Source organism: uncultured Microbacterium sp. (genome assembly GCF_964244775.1).
Lineage (GTDB): Bacteria > Actinomycetota > Actinomycetes > Actinomycetales > Microbacteriaceae > Microbacterium.
Map to the genome: position 1 here is coordinate 55,638 of NZ_CAXTJR010000011.1, position 24,433 is coordinate 80,070.

24 protein-coding genes are annotated in these 24,433 nt (G+C 68.7%); 10 read left to right on the forward strand and 14 right to left on the reverse strand.

Going from position 1 to position 24,433, the window contains the following annotated elements:
• Positions 1 to 23: 23 nt before the first annotated feature.
• Entirely contained in the window at positions 24 to 659 is a 636-nt protein-coding gene (locus ACFE6Z_RS14520) for a metal-dependent transcriptional regulator (RefSeq protein ID WP_375386411.1), read from the forward strand.
• 47 nt (positions 660 to 706) lie between these two features.
• Here the strand turns inward: ACFE6Z_RS14520 and ACFE6Z_RS14525 are convergent, their stop codons facing one another.
• The gene (locus tag ACFE6Z_RS14525; protein WP_375386412.1) at positions 707 to 1,651 is read right to left on the reverse strand and encodes an SDR family NAD(P)-dependent oxidoreductase; all 945 of its coding nucleotides are present in this window, start codon (positions 1,649 to 1,651) and stop codon (positions 707 to 709) included.
• A 343-nt stretch (positions 1,652 to 1,994) separates the two neighbouring features.
• On the reverse strand, positions 1,995 to 2,834 hold the full coding sequence (locus tag ACFE6Z_RS14530) for an exodeoxyribonuclease III (protein WP_375386413.1): 840 nt from the start codon (positions 2,832 to 2,834) through the stop codon (positions 1,995 to 1,997).
• An 88-nt stretch (positions 2,835 to 2,922) separates the two neighbouring features.
• Here ACFE6Z_RS14530 and pyrE point away from each other — a divergent pair, with 88 nt between their 5' ends.
• Positions 2,923 to 3,501, forward strand: a complete 579-nt coding sequence (gene pyrE, locus ACFE6Z_RS14535; protein WP_375386414.1) for an orotate phosphoribosyltransferase — start codon at positions 2,923 to 2,925, stop codon at positions 3,499 to 3,501.
• 114 nt (positions 3,502 to 3,615) lie between these two features.
• Here the strand turns inward: pyrE and ACFE6Z_RS14540 are convergent, their stop codons facing one another.
• From ACFE6Z_RS14540 to ACFE6Z_RS14580, 9 genes are all read right to left on the reverse strand, one after another.
• The gene (locus tag ACFE6Z_RS14540; RefSeq protein WP_375386415.1) at positions 3,616 to 4,200 is read right to left on the reverse strand and encodes a YdeI family protein; all 585 of its coding nucleotides are present in this window, start codon (positions 4,198 to 4,200) and stop codon (positions 3,616 to 3,618) included.
• The gene (locus ACFE6Z_RS14545) at positions 4,200 to 5,018 is read right to left on the reverse strand and encodes an HAD-IIA family hydrolase (protein ID WP_375386416.1); all 819 of its coding nucleotides are present in this window, start codon (positions 5,016 to 5,018) and stop codon (positions 4,200 to 4,202) included. The genes ACFE6Z_RS14540 and ACFE6Z_RS14545 overlap by 1 nt, the downstream gene beginning before the upstream one ends.
• 251 nt (positions 5,019 to 5,269) lie before the next feature.
• Positions 5,270 to 5,884, reverse strand: a complete 615-nt coding sequence (locus ACFE6Z_RS14550; RefSeq protein ID WP_375386417.1) for a hypothetical protein — start codon at positions 5,882 to 5,884, stop codon at positions 5,270 to 5,272.
• A 22-nt stretch (positions 5,885 to 5,906) separates the two neighbouring features.
• Entirely contained in the window at positions 5,907 to 9,686 is a 3,780-nt protein-coding gene (locus ACFE6Z_RS14555; RefSeq protein WP_375386418.1) for a beta strand repeat-containing protein, read from the reverse strand.
• A 95-nt stretch (positions 9,687 to 9,781) separates the two neighbouring features.
• Entirely contained in the window at positions 9,782 to 10,312 is a 531-nt protein-coding gene (locus ACFE6Z_RS14560) for a hypothetical protein (RefSeq protein ID WP_375386419.1), read from the reverse strand.
• Positions 10,313 to 10,894: 582 nt separating this feature from the next.
• Positions 10,895 to 11,473, reverse strand: a complete 579-nt coding sequence (locus ACFE6Z_RS14565) for a hypothetical protein (RefSeq protein WP_375386420.1) — start codon at positions 11,471 to 11,473, stop codon at positions 10,895 to 10,897.
• A 148-nt stretch (positions 11,474 to 11,621) separates the two neighbouring features.
• A complete protein-coding gene (locus ACFE6Z_RS14570) occupies positions 11,622 to 12,239 on the reverse strand; it encodes a dihydrofolate reductase family protein (RefSeq protein ID WP_375386421.1) in 618 nt (205 codons plus the stop codon).
• Positions 12,240 to 12,275: 36 nt separating this feature from the next.
• Complete coding sequence (locus ACFE6Z_RS14575; protein ID WP_375386422.1) at positions 12,276 to 12,986, reverse strand: winged helix-turn-helix transcriptional regulator; 711 nt, start codon at positions 12,984 to 12,986, stop codon at positions 12,276 to 12,278.
• A gap of 3 nt (positions 12,987 to 12,989) precedes the next feature.
• Positions 12,990 to 13,427 (reverse strand): VOC family protein, encoded by a 438-nt coding sequence (locus ACFE6Z_RS14580; RefSeq protein WP_375386423.1) that lies wholly within the window; start codon positions 13,425 to 13,427, stop codon positions 12,990 to 12,992.
• A gap of 142 nt (positions 13,428 to 13,569) precedes the next feature.
• On the opposite strand from ACFE6Z_RS14580, the gene ACFE6Z_RS14585 reads away from it, so the two are divergent.
• The 4 genes from ACFE6Z_RS14585 to ACFE6Z_RS14600 all read left to right on the forward strand — a co-directional run bounded on the left by ACFE6Z_RS14585 (position 13,570) and on the right by ACFE6Z_RS14600 (position 17,761).
• Positions 13,570 to 14,871, forward strand: a complete 1,302-nt coding sequence (locus ACFE6Z_RS14585; protein ID WP_375386424.1) for a sensor histidine kinase — start codon at positions 13,570 to 13,572, stop codon at positions 14,869 to 14,871.
• Entirely contained in the window at positions 14,868 to 15,530 is a 663-nt protein-coding gene (locus tag ACFE6Z_RS14590) for a response regulator (protein ID WP_375386425.1), read from the forward strand. Before ACFE6Z_RS14585 ends, ACFE6Z_RS14590 begins: the two co-directional genes overlap by 4 nt.
• Positions 15,531 to 15,734: 204 nt before the next feature.
• Entirely contained in the window at positions 15,735 to 16,619 is an 885-nt protein-coding gene (locus ACFE6Z_RS14595) for an ABC transporter ATP-binding protein (RefSeq protein WP_375386426.1), read from the forward strand.
• Between the two features lie 83 nt (positions 16,620 to 16,702).
• Positions 16,703 to 17,761, forward strand: coding sequence for an ABC transporter permease (locus tag ACFE6Z_RS14600; protein WP_375386460.1), 1,059 nt, complete (start codon positions 16,703 to 16,705; stop codon positions 17,759 to 17,761).
• Positions 17,762 to 17,770: 9 nt separating this feature from the next.
• Here ACFE6Z_RS14600 and ACFE6Z_RS14605 read toward each other — a convergent pair whose 3' ends face one another.
• Complete coding sequence (locus tag ACFE6Z_RS14605; protein ID WP_375386427.1) at positions 17,771 to 19,570, reverse strand: glycoside hydrolase family 15 protein; 1,800 nt, start codon at positions 19,568 to 19,570, stop codon at positions 17,771 to 17,773.
• A gap of 38 nt (positions 19,571 to 19,608) precedes the next feature.
• On the opposite strand from ACFE6Z_RS14605, the gene ACFE6Z_RS14610 reads away from it, so the two are divergent.
• On the forward strand, positions 19,609 to 20,982 hold the full coding sequence (locus ACFE6Z_RS14610) for a glucose-6-phosphate dehydrogenase (RefSeq protein WP_375386428.1): 1,374 nt from the start codon (positions 19,609 to 19,611) through the stop codon (positions 20,980 to 20,982).
• Positions 20,983 to 21,068: 86 nt separating this feature from the next.
• Complete coding sequence (locus ACFE6Z_RS14615) at positions 21,069 to 21,668, forward strand: nitroreductase family protein (RefSeq protein ID WP_375386429.1); 600 nt, start codon at positions 21,069 to 21,071, stop codon at positions 21,666 to 21,668.
• Positions 21,669 to 21,736: 68 nt separating this feature from the next.
• Here the strand turns inward: ACFE6Z_RS14615 and ACFE6Z_RS14620 are convergent, their stop codons facing one another.
• Together ACFE6Z_RS14620 and ACFE6Z_RS14625 are read right to left on the reverse strand one after the other, a co-directional pair.
• Positions 21,737 to 22,114 (reverse strand): VOC family protein, encoded by a 378-nt coding sequence (locus ACFE6Z_RS14620; RefSeq protein WP_375386430.1) that lies wholly within the window; start codon positions 22,112 to 22,114, stop codon positions 21,737 to 21,739.
• A gap of 81 nt (positions 22,115 to 22,195) precedes the next feature.
• Complete coding sequence (locus ACFE6Z_RS14625; RefSeq protein ID WP_375386431.1) at positions 22,196 to 22,441, reverse strand: hypothetical protein; 246 nt, start codon at positions 22,439 to 22,441, stop codon at positions 22,196 to 22,198.
• Between the two features lie 158 nt (positions 22,442 to 22,599).
• Between ACFE6Z_RS14625 and ACFE6Z_RS14630 the strand changes: the two genes are divergently transcribed.
• The gene (locus ACFE6Z_RS14630; RefSeq protein WP_375386432.1) at positions 22,600 to 23,727 is read left to right on the forward strand and encodes a type III polyketide synthase; all 1,128 of its coding nucleotides are present in this window, start codon (positions 22,600 to 22,602) and stop codon (positions 23,725 to 23,727) included.
• On the forward strand, positions 23,724 to 24,422 hold the full coding sequence (locus ACFE6Z_RS14635) for a methyltransferase domain-containing protein (RefSeq protein WP_375386433.1): 699 nt from the start codon (positions 23,724 to 23,726) through the stop codon (positions 24,420 to 24,422). The genes ACFE6Z_RS14630 and ACFE6Z_RS14635 overlap by 4 nt, the downstream gene beginning before the upstream one ends.
• Positions 24,423 to 24,433: the final 11 nt, after the last annotated feature.

The following is a 24,433-nucleotide window of genomic DNA, read 5'->3' on the forward strand; positions in this document are numbered from 1 at the left end:
GTGCCGACCGGTAGCCTGAAACCGTGGCATCTCCTGCGGTCGACGACTACCTCAAGACGATCTACCACCACACCGAGTGGCAGAGCGAGCACATCACCCCGTCGCAGCTCGCGCTCGAACTCGGCCTCGCCCCCTCGAGCGTCACCGAGATGGTGCAGAAGCTCGCCGCACAGGGGCTCGTCACCCACCGGCCCTACGGCCCGGTCTCGCTCACGCCGGCCGGCGAGCGGCGCGCGGCCGAAGTGGTCCGCCGGCACCGGCTCATCGAGACGTGGCTCGTGCAGGAGTACGGCTACGCGTGGGACGAAGTGCACGATGAGGCCGAGGTGCTCGAGCACACCGTGAGCGACCGGCTGCTCGACGGCATCGACGCCCGGCTCGGTCGCCCGGCGTTCGACCCGCACGGCGACGCGATTCCGGATGCCGCCGGCAGCGTCCATCGCGAGCCCTTCGTCCTGCTCGCCGACGCCGCGCCGGGCCATCGGGGCAGGGTGCTGCGGGTGAGCGACCGCAACCCCGCGGTCCTGCGCGGACTCGACGATGCCGGGGTGCGCCCCGGCACGGAGGTGACGGTGCAGGATGCCGCGGCCCTCGTGGTCGACGGCGCGACGCTCGATCTGCCCGAGGGAGCGGCCCAGGCGGTCTGGCTCAGCGCCTGACCCGCAGTGCCCTCAGACCCGTAGGGCCCTCGGACCCGGAGTGCCCCTCACAGTCGAGCGGCGGACTCGAACGGCCAGTGCACGCCGGCGGCCTCTTCGCACACGCCCCACAGGCGCTCCGCGATCTCGGTGCTGCGTGTGATCTTCGCCGGCTTCGCTGCGCGCGGCTCTCCGTGCAAGCCGAAACGAGGACCCAGGAACTGACCGCCCTCGACCCCGGGGTCGACGAGTGCACGCACGAGGGGCCACGCCCCGTGGTCTTTCGATTGCGTGATCGCCGCCTGCAGGTTATCGGCGAAGCGGGTCATCCGCCCCGGTTCGTTCACGCCTCGGATGCCGACGGTGCGTCCGCTCGTGGAGTATCCGGGGTGGGCGATGACGCTCGCGACGGGAACGTCGGCGGCGCGCAGGCGGCGGTCGGCCTCGAGCCCCAGCGCTGTGGTCGCGACCTTCGACTGCACGTACGCGCGCCACGGGCTGTACCCCTCGGCGAGCTGCGGGTCGACCGGGTCATATGCCCACATCGAGGTCGACATGCTGCCGAGCCACACCATGCGACCGGATGCTGCGGCCAGGGTCAGCAGCAGCGCCCCGGCGAGCGCGAAATGGCCGAGGGCGTTCGTCGCGAACACGACCTCGTTGTCGTCGAGGGTGCACTCGCGGGTCTTCGGAGGATGGACGATCCCGGCGTTCAGCAGCAGACCGTCGAGCGCTCCGCGCGCGCCGACCGTCGCGGCGGCGGCACGCACCGAGCCGAGATTGCTCGTGTCGAGCAAGAGGGTCTCGACCGAGGCATCCGGCACCCGTCGCGTGAGCGCAGCCTTGGCCGCCATGAGTCGGTTGGGGCTGCGGCCGGTCATGATCACGTGCGCCCCGGCGCCGGTGAGCTGCTCGGTGGAGAAATACCCCAGCCCGGCGTTGGAGCCGGTCACGAGGTAAGTGCGTCCCGCCAGATCGGGCAGTTCGCGCGGATTCCAGTCGTGTCGGGCCACGACTTCGAGACTAGGCCCCGCCCGACGCTCCGAAGACCAGTTCGCGCCGCGTCGCCCCCGGTCGCGGTACGCTCGCGCCCCGCCGCTCGCGCGCCCCGCGGTGATCGAGTAGCGAGCTTGCGAGCGTATCGAGATCCCCCGGACCAACGAACTACGCAGGCTCGGCGCCGGGTCTCGATACGGCGCTGGCGCGCCTACTCGACCTCCGCCGGGGCGCTCGCGCGCCTACTCGACCTCCGCCGGGGCGCTCGCGCGCCTACTCGACCTCCGCATCAAGGCCGTGGTGATCGAGTAGCGAGCTTGCGAGCGTATCGAGATCCCCCGGACCGGCGAATCACGCAGGCTAGAAGATCATCGGGCGATCGTCGTCGTCCGGGCCGGTCAGATCCAGGTCGACGACGACCGGCACGTGGTCGCTCGGCGCCTCGCCCTTGCGCTCGTTGCGATGGATCGCCGCGCCGGTGACAGCATCCGCGAACGCATGAGAGCCGAGGATGAAGTCGATCCGCATCCCCTCGTTCTTCGGGAAGCGGAGGCGCTTGTAGTCCCAGTACGTGTAGCCGGTCGGCACGAGCGGGCGCACCACGTCGACGAGGCCGGCCGCTTCGAGTGCCGCGTACGCCTCGCGCTCGGGGGGCGAGACGTGCGTCGCAAAGCCCTCGACGACGGCCGGGTCGCCGTTGTCGGCGTTCGTCGGGGCGATCTTGAAGTCGCCGACGAGGGCGAGCGCCTGATCGGGCGTGTCGTTCAGGGTCTGCCGCACGTGCTGCTCGAGGGCGCCCAGCCAGTCGAGCTTGTAGAAGTAGTGCGGGTCTCCCAGCGCCCGTCCGTTCGGCACGTACAGGCTCCATACCCGTACGCCGCCGACCGTCGCGCCGAGCGCCCGCGCCTCGAGCGGTGAATCGGGTCCTGAGACGTTGCCTGCGAACCCGGGCATACCGGGGAACGATGTCTCGACCCCCGTCAGCGGCTCACGGCTGGCGATCGCGACGCCGTTCCACTGCGAGAAGCCGTGCGCCTCGACGTGGTAGCCGGCCTCGGCGAACGCGTCGAACGGGAACTGCGCGACGGTGCATTTGATCTCCTGCATCGCGAGCACATCGACGCTCTCGCGCACGGCGAAATCGACGATGCGGTCCACGCGGGCACGGACGGAGTTGACGTTCCAAGTGGCCAGACGCATAGCATCCAGCCTAAGGCGGCCCACCGACGGCACCGCGTACTGCCGACCGCAGATCGGCCCCCACGGGCGCGCCCGTACACTCGGAGCCATGACCGCAGCATCCACACCTGAGATCGAAGCCGACCGCCGGGCGCTCATCGACCTGATCAAGACCGAGGCGGTGTTCCACGGCGACTTCGTGCTCTCCAGCGGCAATCGCGCGACCTACTACGTCGATATGCGCAAGCTCACGCTCGACCACCGCGCCGCCCCGGCCATCGGCCGCATCATGCTCGATCTGATCGGCGGGATCGACGGCATCGTCGCCGTCGGCGGACTGACGCTCGGCGCCGACCCGATCGCGAACTCGGTCATGCACGAGTCGACCCGCACCGATCGGCCCCTGAACGCGTTCGTCGTGCGCAAAGAGCCGAAAGACCACGGTCGCGGTCGCCAGATCGAGGGAGCGGATGTCGCGGGCACGCGCGTCGTCGTCGTCGAAGACACCTCGACCACGGGTCAGTCCGCGTTGAAGGCGGTCGAGGCGCTCCGCCGCGAAGGCGCCGAGCCGGTGGCCGTCGCCGTGATCGTCGACCGCAAGACCGGCGCCCAGGCCGCCGTCGAAGCCGCCGGGCTGCAATGGCTCGCCGCGATCGACCTCGACGACCTCGGCCTGGATCCGCAGTAGCGGAGCCTGATCAGTCCTTGCGGTTGTTGCGGCGGTACTGGATCACGAACGCGATCAGCGTGCCGAGCAGGATGATCACCGTGACGCCGTAGAGCAGGTTCTGCTCGAGCGAGTTCACGGGCGCTTCCCCTCTGCGGCGTCGGCGGTGACCTTGGCGATGCGGGCCGCCGTGGTCTCGGGCCTGCGGGCCATCGCGATGTTCGTGAGCCCCATCTTGCGCGCCGACGGCGGAAAGGCGTCCCAGTTCGCGCGCGCCGCGGGCACCGCGTCGAGGGCGGCCGTGAGCGCCGGCGGCTCGACGAGGGCCTCCGGACCGTCGAGCACCTCCCACATCCCGCTGGCCTTGGCGGCGTCGATGACGCGGCGTCCAGCATCCGTCATCTCTCCCGAAGCCTCCAGCAGCGCCACGCGCGCCTTATTCGTGGCAGCCCAGCCGCTCATCGGGCGCCGCGGAGCGAACCACAGCCCACCGGTCTCGTCGTCGAACGTGCGCACCGGGCCGTCGATCCACCCGAAGCACAGCGCCTGCATGATGGCGGGCTCGTACTCGACGTGCAGGTGCGTGAAGCCGGGCCGCCCGCGGACGAGCCAGGCGCCCTTCGAGGTCGTGTGGTTCGCCTCGAGCCACGCGCGCCAGGTCGCGGCATCCGGGGCGAAGACCTTCTCGCCGCGGTCGAGAGCACCTCCGGTGGCGCTCATCAGATCAGTTCGGGAAGTTCGGGAATCTCGCTCTCGAACGGGTCGTCGCGGATGAGGTCGGCGACGGAGTCGAGCACCTCGTCGGGGCGGAAGGGGTAGCGCTCGATCTCGGCGAGGTCGCTGATGCCGGTCATGACGAGCACGGTGTGCAGGCCCGCCTCGATGCCAGCGACGATGTCGGTGTCCATCCGGTCGCCGATCATGCCGGTGGTCTCGGAGTGGGCGCCGATACGGTTCAGCGCCGAGCGGAACATCATCGGATTCGGCTTGCCGACCACGTAAGGCTCCATGCCCGTGGCCTTGGTGATGAGCGCCGAGATCGCGCCGGTCGCGGGCAGCACGCCGTCGACCGACGGGCCCGTCGCGTCGGGATTAGTGGCGATGAACCGCGAGCCCGCGCCGATGAACCGGATCGCCTTCGTGATCGCCTCGAACGAGTAGTTGCGCGTCTCGCCGACCACGACGTAGTCGGGCTCGGTCTCGGTCATGATGAAGCCGGCCTCGTGGAGGGCGGTCGTCAGCCCCGCCTCGCCGATCACGAAGGCCGATCCTCCCGGCGCCTGGCTGCGGAGGAAGTCGGCGGTCGCGAGCGCGGAGGTCCAGATGGATGCCTCGGGCACGACGAGTCCGGATTGCCTCAGCCGCGCGCTGAGGTCGCGGGGCGTGAAGATCGAGTTGTTCGTGAGCACGAGGAAGGGCGTGCCCTCTTCGCGCCACTGCTCCAGCAGCTGGGCGGCGCCGGGGATCGGGGTGTTCTCGTGCACGAGGACACCGTCCATGTCGGTGAGCCAGCACTCGATCTCGGCGCGTGTCCGCATGGGGCCAGCCTAGCCAGGCGGGCCGCACTGCTGCGGATTCTCGATCAGCGCCCCGCTGCGGCGGAGGTCGAGTAGGCGCGCCGCTTCGCGGCGGCGGGGTCGAGTAGGCTCCCCCTTTTGCGGCGGAGGTCGAGTAGGCGCGCCAGCGCCGTATCGAGACCCGGGCCAACGCCACCCGTCGATCCGAGGGATCTCGAGACGCTCGCTGGCGCTCGCTACTCGATCACCGGCTTCAGGCGATCATTTCGCGATCACGAACTCACGTAGCGCAGGTGCACCGTCGCGTACTTGCACGCGTCTTGGTTCGCCGCGGTGTCGCTGAGGCTGAGCTGTGCGCCGCTGAACTGCACCGACCCCTCGGGGTCGAGTGTTCGAGCGACCGGCATCGAGGCGTACGTCAACACGTAGTCGGCGGCATCGCATTGCCCCTCCACGGCATCGGGCGCTTTCGTCACAGAGTCGATCGACACGGTGACCTCAGCGACGAAGGTGCTGGTCGTGCCGTGGTTCGTGATCTCGCCCGCGAGCATCGTCGGCGCGGCGCCGGGCTTGATTCCCGTATTGACGGAGGTCTGGATGATGGTGAGCCCGCCATCTGCGTCGCCCCCGCCGCCCTGCTGGTCGGGGGGGCAGGCTTGGGCGGCCTCGACGGCTGATCCAGATGCCGCCTGCGCGGCAACCGTGCCGCCGGTACCGGCGACGACCGCGGCGAACAGAATCACCAGGATCAGAGTGCGCCCGGCTTTCGCCCGGTGTCCTCGCCCGACCAGCAGAACCGCGCCGAGGCCGAGCAGCACGAGCGCCACGAGACACACCGCAAGGACGGGGAAATATGCGCCGGTGACGGCCAGATCGCAGGGGTTCACCTCATCACTCTCACGATCGGCATCAGGTGACGTTGAACGAGGTGCTGGTGATGAAAGCGCCGCTGGTAGACGCTTGAATGATGTAGCCGTTGCCAACTGCGCCGCTTGTCGAGCCGAAAGAGGTCGTGACGCCTAGCCCGGTGAAGGTCGCCACACCGGTCGCATCCGTCGTCGCGACGATCGTTGTCACGACTCCGTTCACGGCGAGAAGGCCACTACTGCCGGTGGGTTGGTTCGAGATGAACAGAGTTACCGACACCCCGGCGTTCCCGTTGTCGAACTGGTCCGACGCCTTGACTGTCACGACCGGGCTGAACATTCCGGCCCTCACGATGTTGCCGGGCTGCTGGACGAACACCACCTTGGAAGTGGCGCCGGGGGTGACTGTCTCCGCTTGAGTCGCTGAGGTGAGGCCGGCGAGTGAGGCGGTGATGGTGGGTGTGCCCGCCACCTTGTCACCGTAGTAGAAGGTCGCCGTGCTCTGGTTCGCCGGGATGCTGACGGTCGCCGTCACGCTCGCTCCGCTGCCAGGCGCGAAGATGAATTTTCCGGTCGTCGAAGTCGATGTCACGTTTATCGTGGTGAGTGTGGTCGCGGTGACGGGGTTGCCGTAGAGGTCCTGCCGCTGCACCGTGATCGCGGAGCCGTTGGTCGTGGCGGAGGCTACAGCCGACCTGCTGACCGACGTGAATGCGAGCTTCGACGCAACCAGTGCGGTGACTGTCTCGACCTGCGTCGCCGAGGTGAGCCCCGACACCGCGGCAGTGATGGTGGGTGAGCCTGCTCTGGTGTCGCCGTAGTAGAACGTCACCGTGCTCGACCCCGCCGCAATGGTTACCGTCGCGGTCGCCGACCCGCTGGTCGGCGCGAAGGTGACGGTCCCGGTCGAATTCGAGGTGAGCGAGACCGTGGTGGCGGTCGCGACGTTGACGATGTTGCCATACGGGTCCTGCACCTGAACCGTGATGGCAGTGCCGTTCGTCGTCGCCGACGCGGGCGCCGAACGGCTGACTGAGGTGAAGACCAGCTTCGAGGCCACAGCGTTCACGGTCTCGACCTGCGTCGCCGAGGTGAGACCCGAGAGAGTCGCGGTGATCGTGGGCGTTCCCGGCGTCGTGTCGCCGTAGTAGAACGTGGCGATGCTGGTGCCGGCCAGGATGTTGACGGTAGCGGTCGCGGTCGCGCCGCTGGTCGGGGAGAAGATCTTCGTTCCCGTCGAGGTCGACGTCAACCCGATGGGGGTATCCACGCCAACGGGGACGGCATTGCCGAATTGGTCTTGCTGCTGCACGGTGATCGCGCTGCTGTTCGCGGTGTTCGAGGTGGACGCCGTGCTGCTCGCTGAGGTGAATGCGAGCTTCGACGCAGCCAAAGCGGTCACCGTCTCGCCCTGGGTCGCGGAGGTGAGGCCCGACGCGGCGGCGGTGATGGTGGGTGAGCCTGCTTTGGTGTCGCCGTAATAGAAGGTGGCCGTGTTCGACCCGACCGGGACCGTCACGGCTGTCGCGGCCGTACCGCTGGTCGTCGCGAAGATCGCGGTGCCGGTTGAGGTCGACGTGAGTGTGAGCGTCGTGGCCGTCGCGACATTGACCGGGTTGCCGTACGTGTCCTGTACCTGCACGGTGATCGCGGTGCCATTCGTCGTCGCCGACGCGGGCGCGGAACGAGTCGTCGACGTGAATGCGAGCTTCGCCGCGGCCGCCGCGGTCACCGTCTCGCCCTGCGTTGCGGAGGTGAGTCCCGACGCGGCGGCGGTGATGGTGGGTGAGCCGACCTTGGTGTCGCCGTAGTAGAAAGTGCCGGTATTCGACCCGGACGCAATCGTCACGGTGGTCGCTGCGGATCCAGTGCTGGGCGCGAAGACCGCCGTGCCGGTCGTATTGGAGGTGAGGGTGAGCGTAGTGGTGGTGCCGACGTTGACGGGGTTGCCGTACGTGTCCTGCACCTGCACCGTGATCGCAGTGCCGTTCGTTGTCGCCGACGCGGGCGCCGAGCGGGTGGATGACGTGAATATGAGCTTTGCCGCGGCCGCCGCGCTTACTGTCTCACCCTGCGTTGCGGACGTGAGGGCCGACGCGGCGGCGGTGATGGTGGGGGAGCCCGCTTTGGTGTCGCCGTAGTAGAACGTGGCTGTGTTCGACCCGACCGCGATCGTCACGGCGGTGGTAGCCGACCCGCTGGTGGGCGCGAACGTGTAAGTGCCGGTCGAGGTCGACGTGAGGGTGAGCGTGGTGGCGGTCGAGACATTGACCGGATTGCCATACGGATCCTGCACCTGCACCGTGATGGCAGCGCCGTTGGTCGTCGCCGACGCGGACGCCGAGCGGGTGGTTGAAGTGAAGACGAGCTGGGATGCCGCGATCGCCGTCACCGTTTCAACCTGCGTCGCCGAGGTGAGCCCCGACGCAGCTGCGGTGATCGTCGGCGATCCCGGCTTCGTGTCGCCGTAGTAAAACGTGGCCGTGCTCGATCCGGCCGTGATCGTCACGGGCGTTGTCACTGCACCACTGGTGGGTGCGAAGACCGCGGTGCCGGTCGTGTTGGAGGTGAGCGTGAGGGTGGTGGTCGTGGCGACGTTGACGGGATTGCCGTACGTGTCCTGCACCTGCACCGTGATCGCACTGCCGTTCGTCGTCGCCGACGCGGGCGCCGAGCGCGTCGTCGACGTGAACACGAGCTTCGATGCGGTCGCGGTGGTGACTGTCTCGCCCTGGGCTGCCGAGGTGAGGCCCGACGCGGCGGCGGTGATCGTCGGGGAGCCCGCTTTGGTGTCGCCGTAGTAGAACGTGGCCGTGTTCGACCCGACCGCGATCGTCACGGGCGTTGCCGCCGACCCGCTGGTCGGGGCGAAGACCGTGGTCCCGGTCGAATTCGAGGTGAGCGAGACCGTGGTGGTCGTGGCAACGTTGGCCGGGTTGCCGTATGCGTCCTGCACCTGCACCGTGATGGCAGCGCCATTCGTCGTCGCCGACGCTGGCGCCGAGCGGGATGCTGTGGTGAAGATCAGCTTCGAGGCCGCCGCTGCGGTGATGTTGAATGCTGCGCTGGTCGCCGAAGTCAGCCCGCTGCCCGATGCGATCAGCGTGTAACCGGTGCCGAGCTTGTCGATGGAGAGGTCCGAGAACGTCGCCACGCCGTTGGTGGTCGTTGCGGTCCGAGTGCCCGACAATGTCCCCGACGCCGGGTTGGTTCCGATGGCGACGGTGATCGAGAAGCCGGTAGTGGTCACGGTGGCCCCGGCCGCGGTCTGCAGCGTGACGGTCACGGCGGACGAGACCGCGGCGCCCGCGACGGTGTTCGTGGGCGGTGCGGTGAAGGCGAGTTTCGCGGCTGCGATGACGACGCTGTTACTCGGGATGCTGGGGGCGCTCCACGTGCGAAAAACCGCCGTGACGGCGTAGGTATAGCTGCCGACGGGAACGCCGGTGTCGGCGCACGACGTCGTCGTCAGCAGGGTGGTGGCCGAGGAAGAACACGCGGCCACTGTCGTGCCGCCCGATGTGCGGGTGACGTAATAGCCGGTCGGCACGGTGGCGCCGCTGGACGCAGTCCAGCTCACCGAGACGGATGACCCGCTCGAGGGCGGGACGGTGACGGCGGTCGGAGGATTGAGTGTGCCCGTCAAGGCCGAACCGGTGCCTGTGCCAGTCGAACTCCACGAGGCTTCGGCCGGAGTCGCTCCTGCAATCAGCGCCAGCACCATCACCGCAGACAGGAAAGCCATGACCCATCCGCGCGCGACATACGGCAGCCGGTTCCATGTGTGGAACTGGCTGCCGTGCCGCAGCGTTGAAATGGTCATGGCTCCCCAGCCAATATGTATTGCTGCGCAGCTGGGGCTGGGCCCGTGTGGCTACCGCCACCGCGCTATCTCGTACTTGATGCGTACCGGTCGATTTAGCTGGCTTCGAAGTAGATCGGAACGGTCAGGCCTTTGCAATCGTTCTGGTTGGCCGCTGCATTAACCATCGATACAGTGACGCTGCCGGTCGCGGTTCCGTTGGCCACAATATCTCCGTAGGACGTAACGGCACCAACGACGAGCGTGTAGTCGTCGGCCGAGCAATTGAGGGCGACAGCACCGGCGGTCGGCTCCCACGGGGTGCCGTCCGCATTTGCGACCACAGCGGTGACGGCGGTGAGGTTCTGCGTTCCCGTTCCGGGGTTCGTGACCGTGAACGCGACTGATTGGCTCGGCCCACCGGGCGTGAGCACCGGGCCAGTGGCTGCAGTCGAGGTGATCTCGAATGGCGTGTCGGTTCCTGTCGTTGCGCTCCCTGACCCGTTGCCGGTGGAAGTCCAGTACGCGAACGCGGCCGCGCCGCCACCGATCAGAAGGACTGAGGCGGCAACAATGGCCGCGATGCGTTGCTTTTTGGTGATTTTCCGAGACATGGTTTCCCCGATGATTATGTGTGTGTGAAACATCGACGGTGTCTCATCATTTTCTAATGTACTCCTGAATAATGTGAATAGGATGTTATTTTACATTCTCGAAATACTTGGCGTGACGCGGGGTTTGTATGAAATGGAGCGTAAATCGATGCTTCGAAACCGTTAATCCAGCGCCGACGAATTTCTTGAGAAATCCTCCCAGAGATAGCCAAACGATTTTCGCCACAGTTGAATCGCAAATTGCGGCCTGGGCCGCCTATATGGAATATGAATAACCGGTATAAATCAGTTTGATGTTTCGGAAAGTAAATTGGTTTGTCCGGGGGATCTCGATACGCTCGCTGGCGCTCGCTACTCGATCACCGCGGCGCGCCGGCCGCCACCCTGCGGAGGTCGAGGCGGCGCGCCAGCGCCACCCTGCGGAGGTCGAGGCGGCGCGCCAGCGCCACCCTGCGGGGGTCGAGTAGGCGCCCCAGCGCCGTACCGAGACCATGGCGCCAAACCTGCGTAGTACGTCGGCCCGGGCGATCTCGATACGCTCGCTGGCGCTCGCTACTCGATCACCGCGACGCGCGCTCGCTGGCGCTCGCTACTCGATCACCGCGACGCGGCGGGCTACGGAGTCTCGATCGGCGCGGGCGTGCACCCGGGCGGCTCGGAGTTGCCGCTGATCGTGAAGTCCTCGCAGGTGAGGAAGCGCGACTGATTCAGGCCCAGCACGAACGACGCGGCCGCGACCCCGAGCACGACCAGCACGATCAGCCATTTCGTCCGGCCGGGCATCCCCGTGCCGAAATCCGGCCAGATGATGCGCACGAGCACCCAGATCGTGAACGGCATGCCGATGAAGACGGCCAGCAGCGCAGAGAGCTGCACGAGGACGACGAACACGTCCTGCGTCTCGTCGCCGATGAAGAACATCAGCACGACCCATAGCGAGGGCAGCAGCAGCGCGAACGCGCGGGCGAGCCGTCCGCGCACCGGCCGATGCTCGACCAGCACGAACACGAATGCCGCGATCGACGCCGCCCACAGCGCCATGAGCTGATCGAAGAAGATCTCGCCCCACGCGCCGAGTGTGAACGCCGGCCACCACGTGACGACCGCCATACCGACCATGACGACCCCGACGGGGATGTCGCGCCGCCGTCGATCGACGACTGGAGAACCGCCGGTCGGGGTGTCTGCACTCACGCGCCGCACGCTACCGCGCGGATGCCGACCCATTGGGCCGCCACGCTGGCGCGGATGAGTGTGCGTTGTCCGCAGATCCGGGCGATCTCGATACGCTCGCAAGCTCGCTACTCGATCACCGCAGCACTCGCTGGCGCTCGCTACTCGATCAGGTCATGTCGCCCGTCGTCGGGGCGCCGGCAGGCGCGTAGCGCAGCCGCAGCGCTCCGCTCGGCCCGGTGAGGGCGGGCTCGGTCAGCCGGAGCTTCGCGGGTGTCGCCCCGTCGGGGAACACCTTCTTACCCTCGCCGAGCACGACCGGGTACACCCAGAGGTTCAGGATGTCGTACAGCTCGCCGGCCAGCAGGGTCTGCACGAAGTCGATGCTGCCGATCACGTGGATGTCCGAATGACGCTCGCGGAGAGCATCCATCTCGGCCGCGATGTCGGTGCCGAGCTGCGTCGTGCCCTGCCACTCGGGCGTCAGGATGCGGCGCGAGGCCACATACTTCGGGATGCTGTCGAACTTCTGCCCGATCGGCCCCTCGGGCCCGGTCGTGTGATGCGGCCAGTAGCCGGCGAAGATGTCGTATGTGCGGCGGCCGAGCAGCAGCGCATCCATCGCCTCGATGCCCTCACCGATCGTCGCCCCGAGCACGTCGTCGTCGAGCGGTGCCTGCCAGCCGCCCCAGCGGAAGCCGCCCGAGGTGTCTTCCTCGGGTCCGCCCGGAGCCTGGGCGACGCCGTCCAGGGTCGTGAACAGATCGATCGTGATGCGACCGGTCATGATGATCTCCTTTTCGCTTCTCCCCGCGAGGGGGCCTCAGGCAGCGCGTTCATCTGCCAGGTCGGTGCCGGTGTCGATATGGAAAGTGGCCGCGAACCGCTCGAGCAGCGACTCGTCGCCGCTGACGACCGCGAGCACGTCCTGCTCGATCGCGTCGGCGGGAGTGAGCTCGCCCGAGATGATGCGACGGATGCCGGGGCCGGCCGCGAAGACGAGGTCCGGCTCGCCTGCGGGCAGGCGCCCCCCGACGGGTGATGCGGGAGGCGCGATCTGCGTCACGTGCAGCCGGATGCCGTCGACCTGTGCCCGCAGCACCACGTCGCCCACGTGCAGCTCGTAGTCTGCAGGATCCAGGGCGGCCGCAGCATCCGCTCGGAATGATGTCCGCAGCGCCATCGTGAGCGAGTCCGGTGTCACGATGTCACCCGGCCCGGGCTCGCCCATCCGCGCGAAGCCCCATCGACCGAGCGCGAGCACGATCGGCTCGAGCTGACGACCGTAGGGCGTGAGCTCGTAGACGAGCCCGGTCCGGTACAGAGGCGCGCGGCGGATCACCCCACCCTCCTGCAGCTCTTTGAGCCGCGTCGAGAGGATGTTGGTGGGGATCTTGGGCAGTCCCTGCTTGAGGTCGGTGAAGCGGCGGGGGCCGACGAGCAGATCGCGGATGATGAGCAGCGCCCATCGCTCGCCGATCAGCTCAACGGCGGTCGTGACTCCGCAGTACTGTCCGTAGCTGCGCGTGGCCACCTGCTACGCCTGGGCGTGCTCGGCCAGGTAGGCCTCTGGCCCCTGCTCGGCGGCCTGCGGCTCCATGAAGAGGAATCCGAGGCTGTTGCCGTCGGGGTCGTCGAGGTCGCGCGAGTACATGAATCCGAAGTCCTGCGCCGGCTTGGGCTCGGTGCCGCCGTTGGCCAGCCCCCGCGCCATGATCGCGTCGACCTCTTCGCGCGAGTCGCGGCTGAGTCCGATGCTCGTCTGGGCGTGGGTCTTCGGGTCGATGATCTGCTTGTCGGTGAACGTCGCGAAGTACTCCTTGGTGAGCACCATGAAGAACACGTTCTCGTCCCACACGATGCACGCCGCGTTCTCGTCGGTGAAGTTCGGGTTGATGCCGGCGCCGAGCGCCGTGTAGAAGGCCTTCGACCGCTCGAGATCGGTCGTGGGCACGTTCACGAAGATGCTGGTCATTTCCGTCTCCTTGTCAGGTGCCGGCCGTCTGTCCGACAGTTGATACTTGCAAAAAGCAACTGTACTTGGCAATAGCAAGTTAGATTTCCGTCTCAACCGCGCGGGGGATGCCGGAGCCCAGCCTCCGCCATAGCGTGGAGGCGTGGCATCCCTCCAACCGCTCCCCGTGCGACCCGCACCCACCGCCCGCGAGTTGCGCAGCGACCTCTACCTCGCCGCGGTGATCCTGATCGGCGCGATCCTCAGCTCGGTGCTCAGCTCGATCGCGGGCTTCTACGGCACGGAGCAGGGGTCGATGCAGCTGACGCTCGTCTACGCCGTCGTGCTGGCCGCGCCGCTCGCAGTGCGCAGGCGTTGGCCGGCGACGGTTGCCGTGATCGTCTGCACGGCGTACTTCGCCGCCGTCACACTTCGCCTTCCCGAGGTCTATGTCGGCAACATCGCGATGTTCATCGCCCTGTACACGGTTGGCGCCTGGTCGTTCGACCGCCGCCGCGCACTCATCGTGCGCGTTGCCATCATCATCGGCATGTTCGTCTGGCTGCTGTTCACGATGTATCGCGACGCAATCGATCATGCCGAAGACGGCGGCGTGATCGCCGGGGCATTCTCACCGTTCATCGCGCAGGCGATGCTCTCGATCCTGGTCAATGCGCTCTACTTCGGGGGCGCGTACTACTTCGGCGAGCGCGCCTGGGTGTCGGCGGCGCAGGTCGAGGCCCTCGAGCTGCGCACCGCCGAGCTGGAGCGCGAGCGCGAGCTGACCGCAGCCCAGGCCGTCGCCCTCGATCGCGTGCGCATCGCGCGCGAGCTGCACGACGTCGTCGCGCATCACGTCTCGGTCATGGGCGTGCAAGCCGGTGCCGCGCGGGTCGTGCTCGACACCGATCCGGCGGCTGCACGCGACATGCTCAGCGGGGTCGAGTCATCGGCGCGGGTCGCGATCGACGAGCTGCACCGCCTGCTCGGCACCCTGCGCACCCCCGGCGAGGGCGATGAGGCGCCGGCGTCGACGGTGAACCTCGACGCCCTGCCGCAGCTGATCGCGGCATCGGATGCCGCGGGTCTGCCCACCACCTTCACCGTCGTCGGCGATGCCGCACCCGTGCCGCAGGTGACCCAGGTGAACCTCTACCGCATCGCGCAGGAGGCGCTGACCAACGCACGCCGGCACGGCGGCCCTGGAGTGACGGCCGACGTGCGTCTGCGCTACACCGACGATCGGATGCTCGAGCTCGAGGTCATCAACACGGGTCGCACCGTGCGCGAGCCCCGGCCCGGGCTCGGGCAGCTCGGCATGCGGGAGAGAGCGGCGGCATCCGGGGGCACGATCGAGATCGCGCCCCGCGATCGCGGAGGATTCCGCGTTCGGGTCGCCGTGCCGCTCACGCATGAGCCCGTGGACGCCGCCGGCGCCGTCGACCCCGTGGACGCCGTCCGATGATCCGCGTGCTGCTGGTCGATGACCATGCCGTCATGCGCGCGGGATTCCGCACGATCCTCGAGGCGGCCGGCGACATCACCGTCGTCGGCGAGGCGGCGACCGGGCGGGAGGCGGTGGCGGCAGCATCCGTCGTCCGTCCCGACGTGATCTGCATGGACGTGCAGATGCCCGACATGGACGGTCTCGAGGCGACCCGGCTCATCGTCGCCGACCCGGGGGTCGCTGCCGGCGTGATCGTCGTCACGACCTTCGATCGCGACGACTACCTCTTCTCGGCGCTGCAGTCGGGCGCCAGCGGCTTCCTGCTCAAGAACGCCGGGTCGGACGAGCTCGTCGCCGCCGTGCGGGTCGTGGCTGCGGGGGACGCGCTCCTGGCGCCCGAGGTCACCCGCCGCGTGATCGAGCGGTTCGCCGGCGGGTCGGTCCCTAGCGCTGTGACGACCGTCGACTCACGGTGGGCCCCCGCCGATGCGCTCACCGACCGTGAGGCCGAGGTGCTGCGGCTGCTCGCCCAGGCGCGCAGCAATGCCGAGATCGCCCAAGAGCTGTTCATCGGCGAGGCGACGGTGAAGACGCACGTGTCGAACGTGCTGCAGAAGCTCGGCGCCCGTGACCGGGTGCACGCCGCCGTTCTCGCGCACCTGCACGGCCTGACCTGACCGGCGCTGAACCGGGCGTGCGGCGCCCGGGTCCGACGCACAGCCAGCGCATGTCCGCGAGATGGTCGAGAGCCCGGGCCATGTCCGCCAGCTGGCGGGCACGAGCGCGGACGCGGAGTCACCCCCGCCGCGCCGCGCGGAGGAGGCCGGATCTCCGCCTCCCGGGGGATCCGCCGCACCGCATGCGTCCGTAGCGTGAGTCGCATGCTGCAACTGCGAAATCTCGATAAGAGCTACGGCACGCACCGCGTGCTCACGGATGTGTCGTTCGACGTCAGCCCCGGCCGCCTCACCGGCTTCGTCGGGGGCAACGGCGCCGGCAAGACGACGACGATGCGCATCACTCTGGGGGTGCTCGCCGCCGACTCGGGCACCGTCTCGCTCGACCGAGGACCGGTCAGCACCGACGATCGACGACGCTTCGGATACATGCCCGAAGAGCGCGGGCTGTACCCCAAGATGAAGGTGCTCGAGCAGATCGTGTACCTCGCGCGACTGCACGGATTCTCGCGGGCGGATGCCACGGCCTCCGCCACCACACTGCTCGAACGCCTCGGACTCGGCGAGCGCCTGGGCGACAACGTCGAGACGCTCTCGCTCGGCAACCAGCAGCGCGCGCAGATCGCGGCGGCCCTCGTGCACGACCCCGAGGTGCTGATCCTCGACGAGCCGTTCTCGGGCCTTGACCCGATGGCCGTCGACGTCGTCGCCGCGGTGCTCCAGGAGCGCGCGGCCAACGGCACGGCGGTGCTGTTCTCATCGCACCAGCTCGAACTCGTCGAACGGCTCTGCGATGACCTCGTGATCATCGCCGGTGGCACGATCCGCGCGGCCGGCGAGCGCGAGGCGCTGCGTGCGCAGCACTCCAGCCCGCGGTACGAACTCGTCTCATCCGGCGACGCCGGGTGGCTGCGCACCGAACCGGGCGTGCAGATCGTCGACTTCGACGGCGGCTACGCCGTGTTCGACGTCGACTCCCCCGAGACGGCCCAGCGGGTCTTGCGCGAAGCCGTCTCACGCGGAGACGTCGGCAGCTTCGCGCCCCAGCATCCGACCCTCGCTCAGATCTTCCGGGAGGTAGTCCAGTGAGCACCTCAACGACCCAAACCCGCACCGCACCCACGCCCCGCACCCCCGCGGAGCGCCCCGCGGCGCCCAGCGAGGCATCCGCCATGTGGCTCGTCGCCGAACGCGAGATCAGCACCAAGCTGCGCAGCAAGGTGTTCCTGATCTCGACCGCGATCCTGTTCGTCGCGGCGCTGGTCGGGCTCATCTTCGGCGGGCTCGCCGCACAGAACCAGAGCGGCACCCCCGTCGCGGTCACGGCGGATGCGGCACCGCTCCTCCCCTCGACCGAAGGCCTCGAGATCACCGAGGTCGCAGACCGGTCAGCCGCCGAGAAGCTCGTCTCGGACGGCACGGTGGATGCCGCGATCGTCGCCGATCCCTCGGCAGCGCCGTTCGGTTTCACGGTGATCGCCGATTCGTCGGCCCCGACGTCGCTGATGCTGCGGTTCGCGCAGGTGCCGCCGGTCGAACTGCTCGACCCTGCGCAGACCGATGAAGCGATCCGCTACTTCGTCGCGATCGGGTTCGGCATCGTCTTCCTCATGGCGGCGAGCATCTTCGGCTCGACGATCGCCGCGAGCGTGGTCGAAGAGAAGCAGACGCGAGTCGTCGAGATCCTCATCTCGGCCATCAGGGCGCGGACGCTGCTGGCCGGAAAGGTGATCGGCAACACGATCCTCGCGATGGCCCAGATCCTGGTGCTGGCCGCGATCGCGATCGTCGGGCTCACCGTCATCGGGCAGACTCAGCTGCTGGGCCTGCTCGGAGCGCCGATCCTGTGGTTCGCGGTGTTCTTCCTCTTCGGGTTCATCCTGCTCGCGGCGCTGTTCGCGGCGGCCGGAGCGATGGTGTCGCGCCAGGAGGACATCGGCTCGACGACGTTCCCGATCACGATCTTGATCATGGCGCCGTACTTCCTCGTGATCTTCTTCAACGACAACCCCGTCGTGCTCACGATCATGTCGTACGTGCCGTTCTCGGCTCCGGTCGGAATGCCCATGCGGCTGTTCCTCGGTGAGGCGCAGTGGTGGGAGCCGATCATCTCGCTTCTGATCCTGCTCGCCACGTGCGTGGGAGCGATCCTGGTCGGCGCGAGGATCTACCAGAACTCGCTGCTGCGCATGGGCGCCCGCGTCAAGCTGAACGAGGCGCTCCGGGGGTAGCCAGCCGCCTCAGCATCGTCTGCGGTGGCCGGCGCGACCCGTCTGACCGACGAGCGCGTCGGCCGCCCGCACGAGCGCCAGGTGCGAGAACGCCTGCGGGGTGTTGCCCGCGTGCCGCTGCAGGGTCACGTCGTACTCTTCGCTCAGCAGCCCGACGTCGTTGGCGAGACCGCAGACCAGGTCCATGAGTGCCGCCGCCTCGAGGTCGCGGCCGGTGGCCGCGTACTGCTCGACGAGCCAGAACGAACACGCCAGGAATGGATGCTCGTCGCCCGGCACTCCGTCCACCCGCGACTGCGTCCGATAGCGGTGCAGCAGCCCGTCGTGCATCAGCACGCGCTCGATCTCGGCGACTGTGCCGAGCATCCGCGGGTCATCCGCCTTGCAGAACCCCACCAGCGGCAGCAGGAGCAGCGACGCATCGACCTCGGCTGAGCCGTAGCACTGCACGAAGTGCCCACGCTCGGCGTCGAACCCCTTGTCGTCGATCTCGGCCCGGAGGCGATCGCGCAGCGCCTCCCATTGCTCGACGGGCCCGTCCAGCCCGTGCCGACGCACCGCGCGCACGCCGCAGTCGAACGCCGCCCAGACCATGACGCGGGAGTGCGTGAACCACCGCGGCTCGCCGCGTATCTCCCAGATGCCGTTGTCGCGCCGGTCGATGTTCTCCTCGACGAAAGCCAGCAGCGCGCGCTGCAGCGGCCACGAGAACTCCGACTCCTCGACGCCGGCGAGGCGTGCCGCCTCGAGCGCCAGCATCACCTCGCCGATCACATCGGCCTGATACTGCTCCACGGCGCCGTTGCCGATGCGCACCGGCGCCGCTCCGTCGTACCCCGGCAGGCTCGTCAGCACCCGTTCGGTGAGCTCGCGCTCACCCCCGAGCCCGTACATGATCTGCACGTCGTCGGGTGATCCGGCGATCGCGCGCAGCAACCAGCGCCGCCACTCCTGCGCTTCGGCGGTGAATCCGTGGTCCAGCAGCGCCTCGAGCGTGAGCGAGGCATCCCTCAGCCAGACATAGCGGTAGTCCCAGTTGCGGACGCCGCCGAAATCCTCCGGGAGGGATGTCGTGGCCGCCGCCACGATCCCGCCGGTGTCTTCGTGCGTGAGCGCGCGCAGCACGAGCAGCGACCGCACGACTTCGTCATGATGGGGTCCGTCGTGCTCGATCCCCTCGGCCCACCCCGCCCACCACGCGCGCGTGCTCTCCAGGGCCTTGTCGATGTCGATCGGCTCAGGGGTGGGGCGGTGCGAGGGGAACCAGGTCATCGTCAGGTCGACGGTCTCGCCGGCGGCGACGGTGAACACCCCGACGTGGGCGCGATCGTCCGCGGTCAAGCGGGCGCCGCGCACGACCAGCGCATCGGGCCCGGCGATCGCGATCAGCGCCGGGTCATCGTCGGTGCCCGCCTGCCGCATCCACGGCATCGCGCGGGCGTAGTCGAAGCGCACTCGCAGCTCCTGCCGGAACTCGATCCGGCCCGAGACCCCTCGGGTGCGCCGGATCACGTCCGCCCGCCGGTCGGCGTGCGGCATCAGGTCGATGACCTCGGCCACCCCGTCTGCGGTCTGCCACCGCGTGACCAGCACGAACCCGTCGCCGTCGTATTCGCGGCTCGTGCGGGCCGCCGGATCGGTGGGGCGCAGCATCCACCTGCCGTGATCCTCGCTGCCCAGCAGGGCGCCGAACGTCGATGCCGAGTCGTACCGCGGCAGGCAGAGCCAGTCGATGCTCCCCTCGCGTGAGACGAGCGCGGCGGTGTGACAGTCGCTGAGAACGGCGTAGTCCTCGATGGGTGAAGCCATCTGCTGAGTCTGTCACCCGAGGGGAATAGTCTGGCCGCATGACCGCCCCCCAGACCACCCTCATCGTGCTCGGCGCCTCGGGCGACCTCACCTCGCGCCTGCTCATGCCGGCGCTCGGCCAGCTGCTCACGCGCGAGCCAGAGCGCAGCATCCGCCTCATCGGTGCGGGGATGGACGACTGGGACGACGCGCACTGGCGCGAGGTGGTGACGACGTCGTTCACGACGGTGGATGCCGGGGGCCCGGCGGTCGAGGCGGTGCTGGCCGGAGCGATCTACCGCAAGGCCGACATCACCCAGCCCGCCGACCTGACCGCTCTGCTCGGGCTGGCTGAGGGTCGAGTCGCGTTCTACTTCGCCGTTCCGCCGGCGATCGCGGCGAAGGCCTGCACCGCGCTCGAGTCGGTCGAGCTTCCGGAGGGACTGATCCTCGCCCTGGAGAAGCCGTTCGGCGTCGACGAGGCGAGCGCGCACACGCTCAACCTCCAGCTCGCGAAGCTCGTGCCCGAAGACCAGGTGCACCGGATCGACCACTTCCTGGGCCGCTCCACCGTGCTTAACGTGCTGGGCGTGCGGTTCACCAACCGGGTGTTCGAGCCGGTGTGGTCGTCCGAGCACATCGAATCGGTCGTGATCCGCTACGACGAGGCACTCGGGCTCGAAGGCCGAGCGGGCTACTACGACCGCGCCGGCGCGCTGATCGACATGATCCAGAGCCACCTGCTGCAGGTGCTCGCCGTCGTCGCGATGGACCCGCCCTCGACGCTCGGCGCGATCGACCTGCGCGATGCGAAGGGCATGGTGCTCCGGGCCACCCGCGTGTGGCAGGGCGATCCTGTCGCCTCGTCGCGTCGCGCCCGGTATGGCGCCGGCGAGGTCGGCGACCGGAAGCTCCCCGCCTACGCCGATGAGCCGGGCGTCGATCCGGCGCTCGAGACCGAGACCCTCGCCGAGATGACGGTGGGCATCGCCACCACGCGCTGGGAGGGCGTGCCCTTCACACTGCGGTCGGGCAAGGCCCTGGGTGATCGGCGCAGTGAGATCGTCATCAAGTTCAAGCCCGTCTCGCACCTGCCGAGCGGCTTCAGCGGGTCGGCCGATCCTTCGGTGCTCCGGCTGACTCTCGGCCCCGACCGGATGGCGCTCGAGGTCAATCTGAACGGCCCCGGCGATCCGTTCCAGCTCGACCGCGCCTCGCTCGAAGCCGAGTTCGGCGAGGGGGAGCTCCTGGCCTATGCCGAAGTGCTGCAGGGCATCCTCGACGGTGATCCGACGCTGTCGGTGCGCGGCGACACCGCCGAAGAGTGCTGGCGGATCGTGCAGCCGGTGCTCGACGCGTGGCGGAGCGACGCGGTGCCGCTCGACGAATACCCGGCGGGTACGCCGGGTCCGGCATCCTGGCCCGTGATCTGACCCGGGAATACATGCAGTCACATAGTGTTTGAGTGAGTAAGGCCAATGGCGGCCGTTCTGTCGACACACCCCGGAAAGAGGCCGCCATGAGCGACACCGCACTGCTGTCCACCACCGATCGTCGCGCCGCGACCGACAGCCCCCTGCTCGGCGTCCTGGCCGACCGCTGGAGCCCGCGTGGTTTCGACGCCGACGCATCGATCGACGAGGTCAAGCTCGCGAGCGCGCTCGAAGCCGCTCGCTGGTCGCCGTCGGCCAACAACAGCCAGCCCTGGCGCTTCATCGTCGCCCGCCGCGGCACCGGCGAGTTCGACAGCATCGTTCTGAACCTCCGTGGCTTCAACCGCGAGTGGGCCGAGCGCGCCGGTGCGCTCGTGGTCGCGGTCGCCGAGACCGAGACGGCCGACGGCACTCCCGTGCATTTCGCCGCGTACGACCTCGGTCAGGCAATGGCCCACTTCTCGGTGCAGGCGCATCACGATGGACTCCACGTGCACCAGATGGGCGGGATCGAGCGCGAGGGCTTGAGCGCCGCTTTCGGGCTCGAGAGCCGTTTCGTACCGCTCACCGTTACCGCGGTCGGCACGCTCGGCGGCGTCGAGTCGCTTTCTGACGCGGTGCAGGAGCGCGAATCCGCTCCGCGCGTGCGTCGTCCGCTTGCCGAGTCGGTCGTTCTCTCGGCTTAGCGGTCGGTAGCTGTAGGTAGCGTCGTCCGCGTGCGGCAGACGCTGCGCGCGGTCGAACTGAGCCGGGCTCAGCCCTTGAACACCGCGAGCACGTTGCCGGCAGGATCCGTGAACCACGCGATGTCGGGCCCGCGGCCGCGCGAGATGCCCTTCTCGTCGGTGCCCAGATCGGGATCGCTGTAGATCTTCGTCACGACTCCGCGGGAGTTCAGGTCGTCGACGGCGGCCTCGACGTCGTCCACCGGGAAGTTCAGGATCGTGAAGCTCGCCGGCTCGTGGTTGGGCTTGGTGTAGATCAGCACCGAGGCCCCGGACGGCAGCTTCAGATCGAGGAATCCCATCCCGTTCAGCGTGACATCCAGCCCGAGCAGATCACCGTAGAAGTGCTGGGCTGCGTCGATGTCGTCGACCGAGAAGCCGCTGAACGCGTCGTCGGTGCGGAACATGTGTACCTCCGTGCAGTCGATGGATGCCGGAATCCACCCTGTCCCGCCGGACGACTCGTGTCCAGGGGCGAGGTGGAACCCTCAGGCCTGTTCGTCCTCTTCAGGCTCGAAGGTGGACGGCTCGCCGGTGTGGCCGGCGACGACACCGTCCGGGTCGCTGGGGATCGTGCCGTCCGCACCCAGTCCGCCAGGCTTCGCCGTTCCCTCGCCGTCGTTGTCGCCGATGCCCTCGTGGCCGCCGGTGGCGTCGACTTCGTCTGCGCCTGTCGACTTTTCCACATCAGGACCCTCGAGGGATCCGTCGTCGGCGTGGGTGGTGTCGGACATGAGTGCTCCTTTGCTCCGTGCCCCGACACTACGCCGAACCCTCGACATCGTCCCCGGGGCTGGACGACGTCCGCCGGCGGGTGTAGCGGCCGGTCGGCGCTCCACAAATGTCGTCAAGCCCACCCCGGCCCGATGATGGGCGAACTAGGGTGAACGCAATGAGCGCGCGCATCCTCTCCATCGGCACAGCGGTGCCGGCCACGACGCTCACGCAGCACGAGGTGCGCGACTTCTTCGTCCGGCAGCCCGGGTACGACCGGCTCGCGCAGCGGCTGGTGCACGCCGCTTTCGACGCGTCGGCGATCGACACGCGGCACACGGTCATCGACGAGCTCGCGCACGGCGGCACATCCGGTGAGGCCGCCCTGTTCGTCGGGGCCGACGGCCTGTTGATCTCGCCTTCGACGGGCGTGCGCAACGCCGTCTACGCCACCGCCGCGCCGCCGCTCTTCGCCGCGGCTGCGCGGAGCGCTCTCGAGCAGGCGGGAGTCGCAGCATCCGCCGTCACGCACGTCGTGACCGCCTCGTGCACCGGATTCTTCGCTCCCGGCCCCGATTACCGCCTCGTGCGCGACCTCGGTCTGCCGGTCACGACCGAGCGCTACCACCTCGGATTCCTCGGCTGCTCTGCCGCATTCCCCGCGCTGCGCGCCGCCGCCCGCATCTGCGCCGCCCAGCCCGAGGCCGTCGTGCTCGTCGTGTGCGGCGAGCTGTGCACTCTTCACATCCGCGGGTCGGGCGACCCCGAGCAGATCGTCGCGTCCTCCGTCTTCGCCGACGGAGCGGCCGCGGCGGTCGTGTCCGAGGTCGGCGGAATCGGTCAGGGCCCCTCCCTCGAGCTCGAACGCTTCGGCACGACCCTGACGACCCAGGGCGAGTCCGACATGGTGTGGATCATCGGCGACGAGGGGTTCGAGATGACCCTGACCGCCGAGGTGCCGCGGATCATCGGGCGCGAGATTCGCGGTGCGGTGGAGGCGTTCCTCGATGTCGAGCCGGGGGCGACGGACTGGGGCGTGGATCGGTGGGCGGTGCATCCGGGCGGGCGCAGCGTGCTGGATCGCGTCGAGTCGGGTCTCGGTCTCGACGGCGACGCCCTCGACGCATCCCGCGCCGTGCTGCGGGAGCGGGGCAACATGTCGAGCGCGACCGTGCTGTTCATCCTGGCCGCGCTGCTCGCCGACGACGCCGTCATGGCGGGCGCGAGCATCGCCGGGCTCGCCTTCGGCCCGGGCCTGACGGTCGAGTCCGCGCTCTTCGTCAAGCACATGCCGGATTCGGCATGACTCTCTCGGCACGCGACGAGCACCTGCTCGAGATCATGGACGACCCGTCGTGCGACGAGCGCCGCCTGCAGGCCACCTATCGCCGGTTCGGAACGGTCAACCGGCTCATCTCGGCGTGGGGCACGGTGTACCGCACGCTCTTGCGCCCTCACCTGAGGTCACTGGGGCGCCCGGCACGCGTGCTCGATCTGGGATCCGGCGGCGGCGACGTCGTGACCCGGCTCGCGGGGCTCGCCGAGCGCGACCGCCTCGCCGTCTCGTGGGTCGGCGCCGATCCGGATCCGCGCGCCTACGCCGCCGCGCGGCTGCGGCATGCCCCCGGCGTCGAGTTCCGGGCGACCGATTCGACCGCGCTGATCGCGGCAGGGGAACGGTTCGACGCGGTGATCTCGAACCACGTCCTGCACCACCTCTCTCCGGAAGGCTTGCGCACCTTCGCGGATGATTCGCGGATGCTGTCCTCCGGCCCCGTACTCCACTCCGACATCGCTCGCGGGCGCCTCGCCTACGGGTTGTACGCCATCGGGATCACCCCCTTCGCGCCCGGCACATTCCTCCGCACCGACGGCCTCCGTTCGATCCGCCGCAGCTACCGGGCCGATGAACTCGCGGCTGCCCTGCCCGACGGGTGGACGGTGACGCGGCCGGCGCCGTTCCGCCTGGTGGCGACTGCGGAGGGGCTCGCGGATGCCTGAGTCATGCAGCG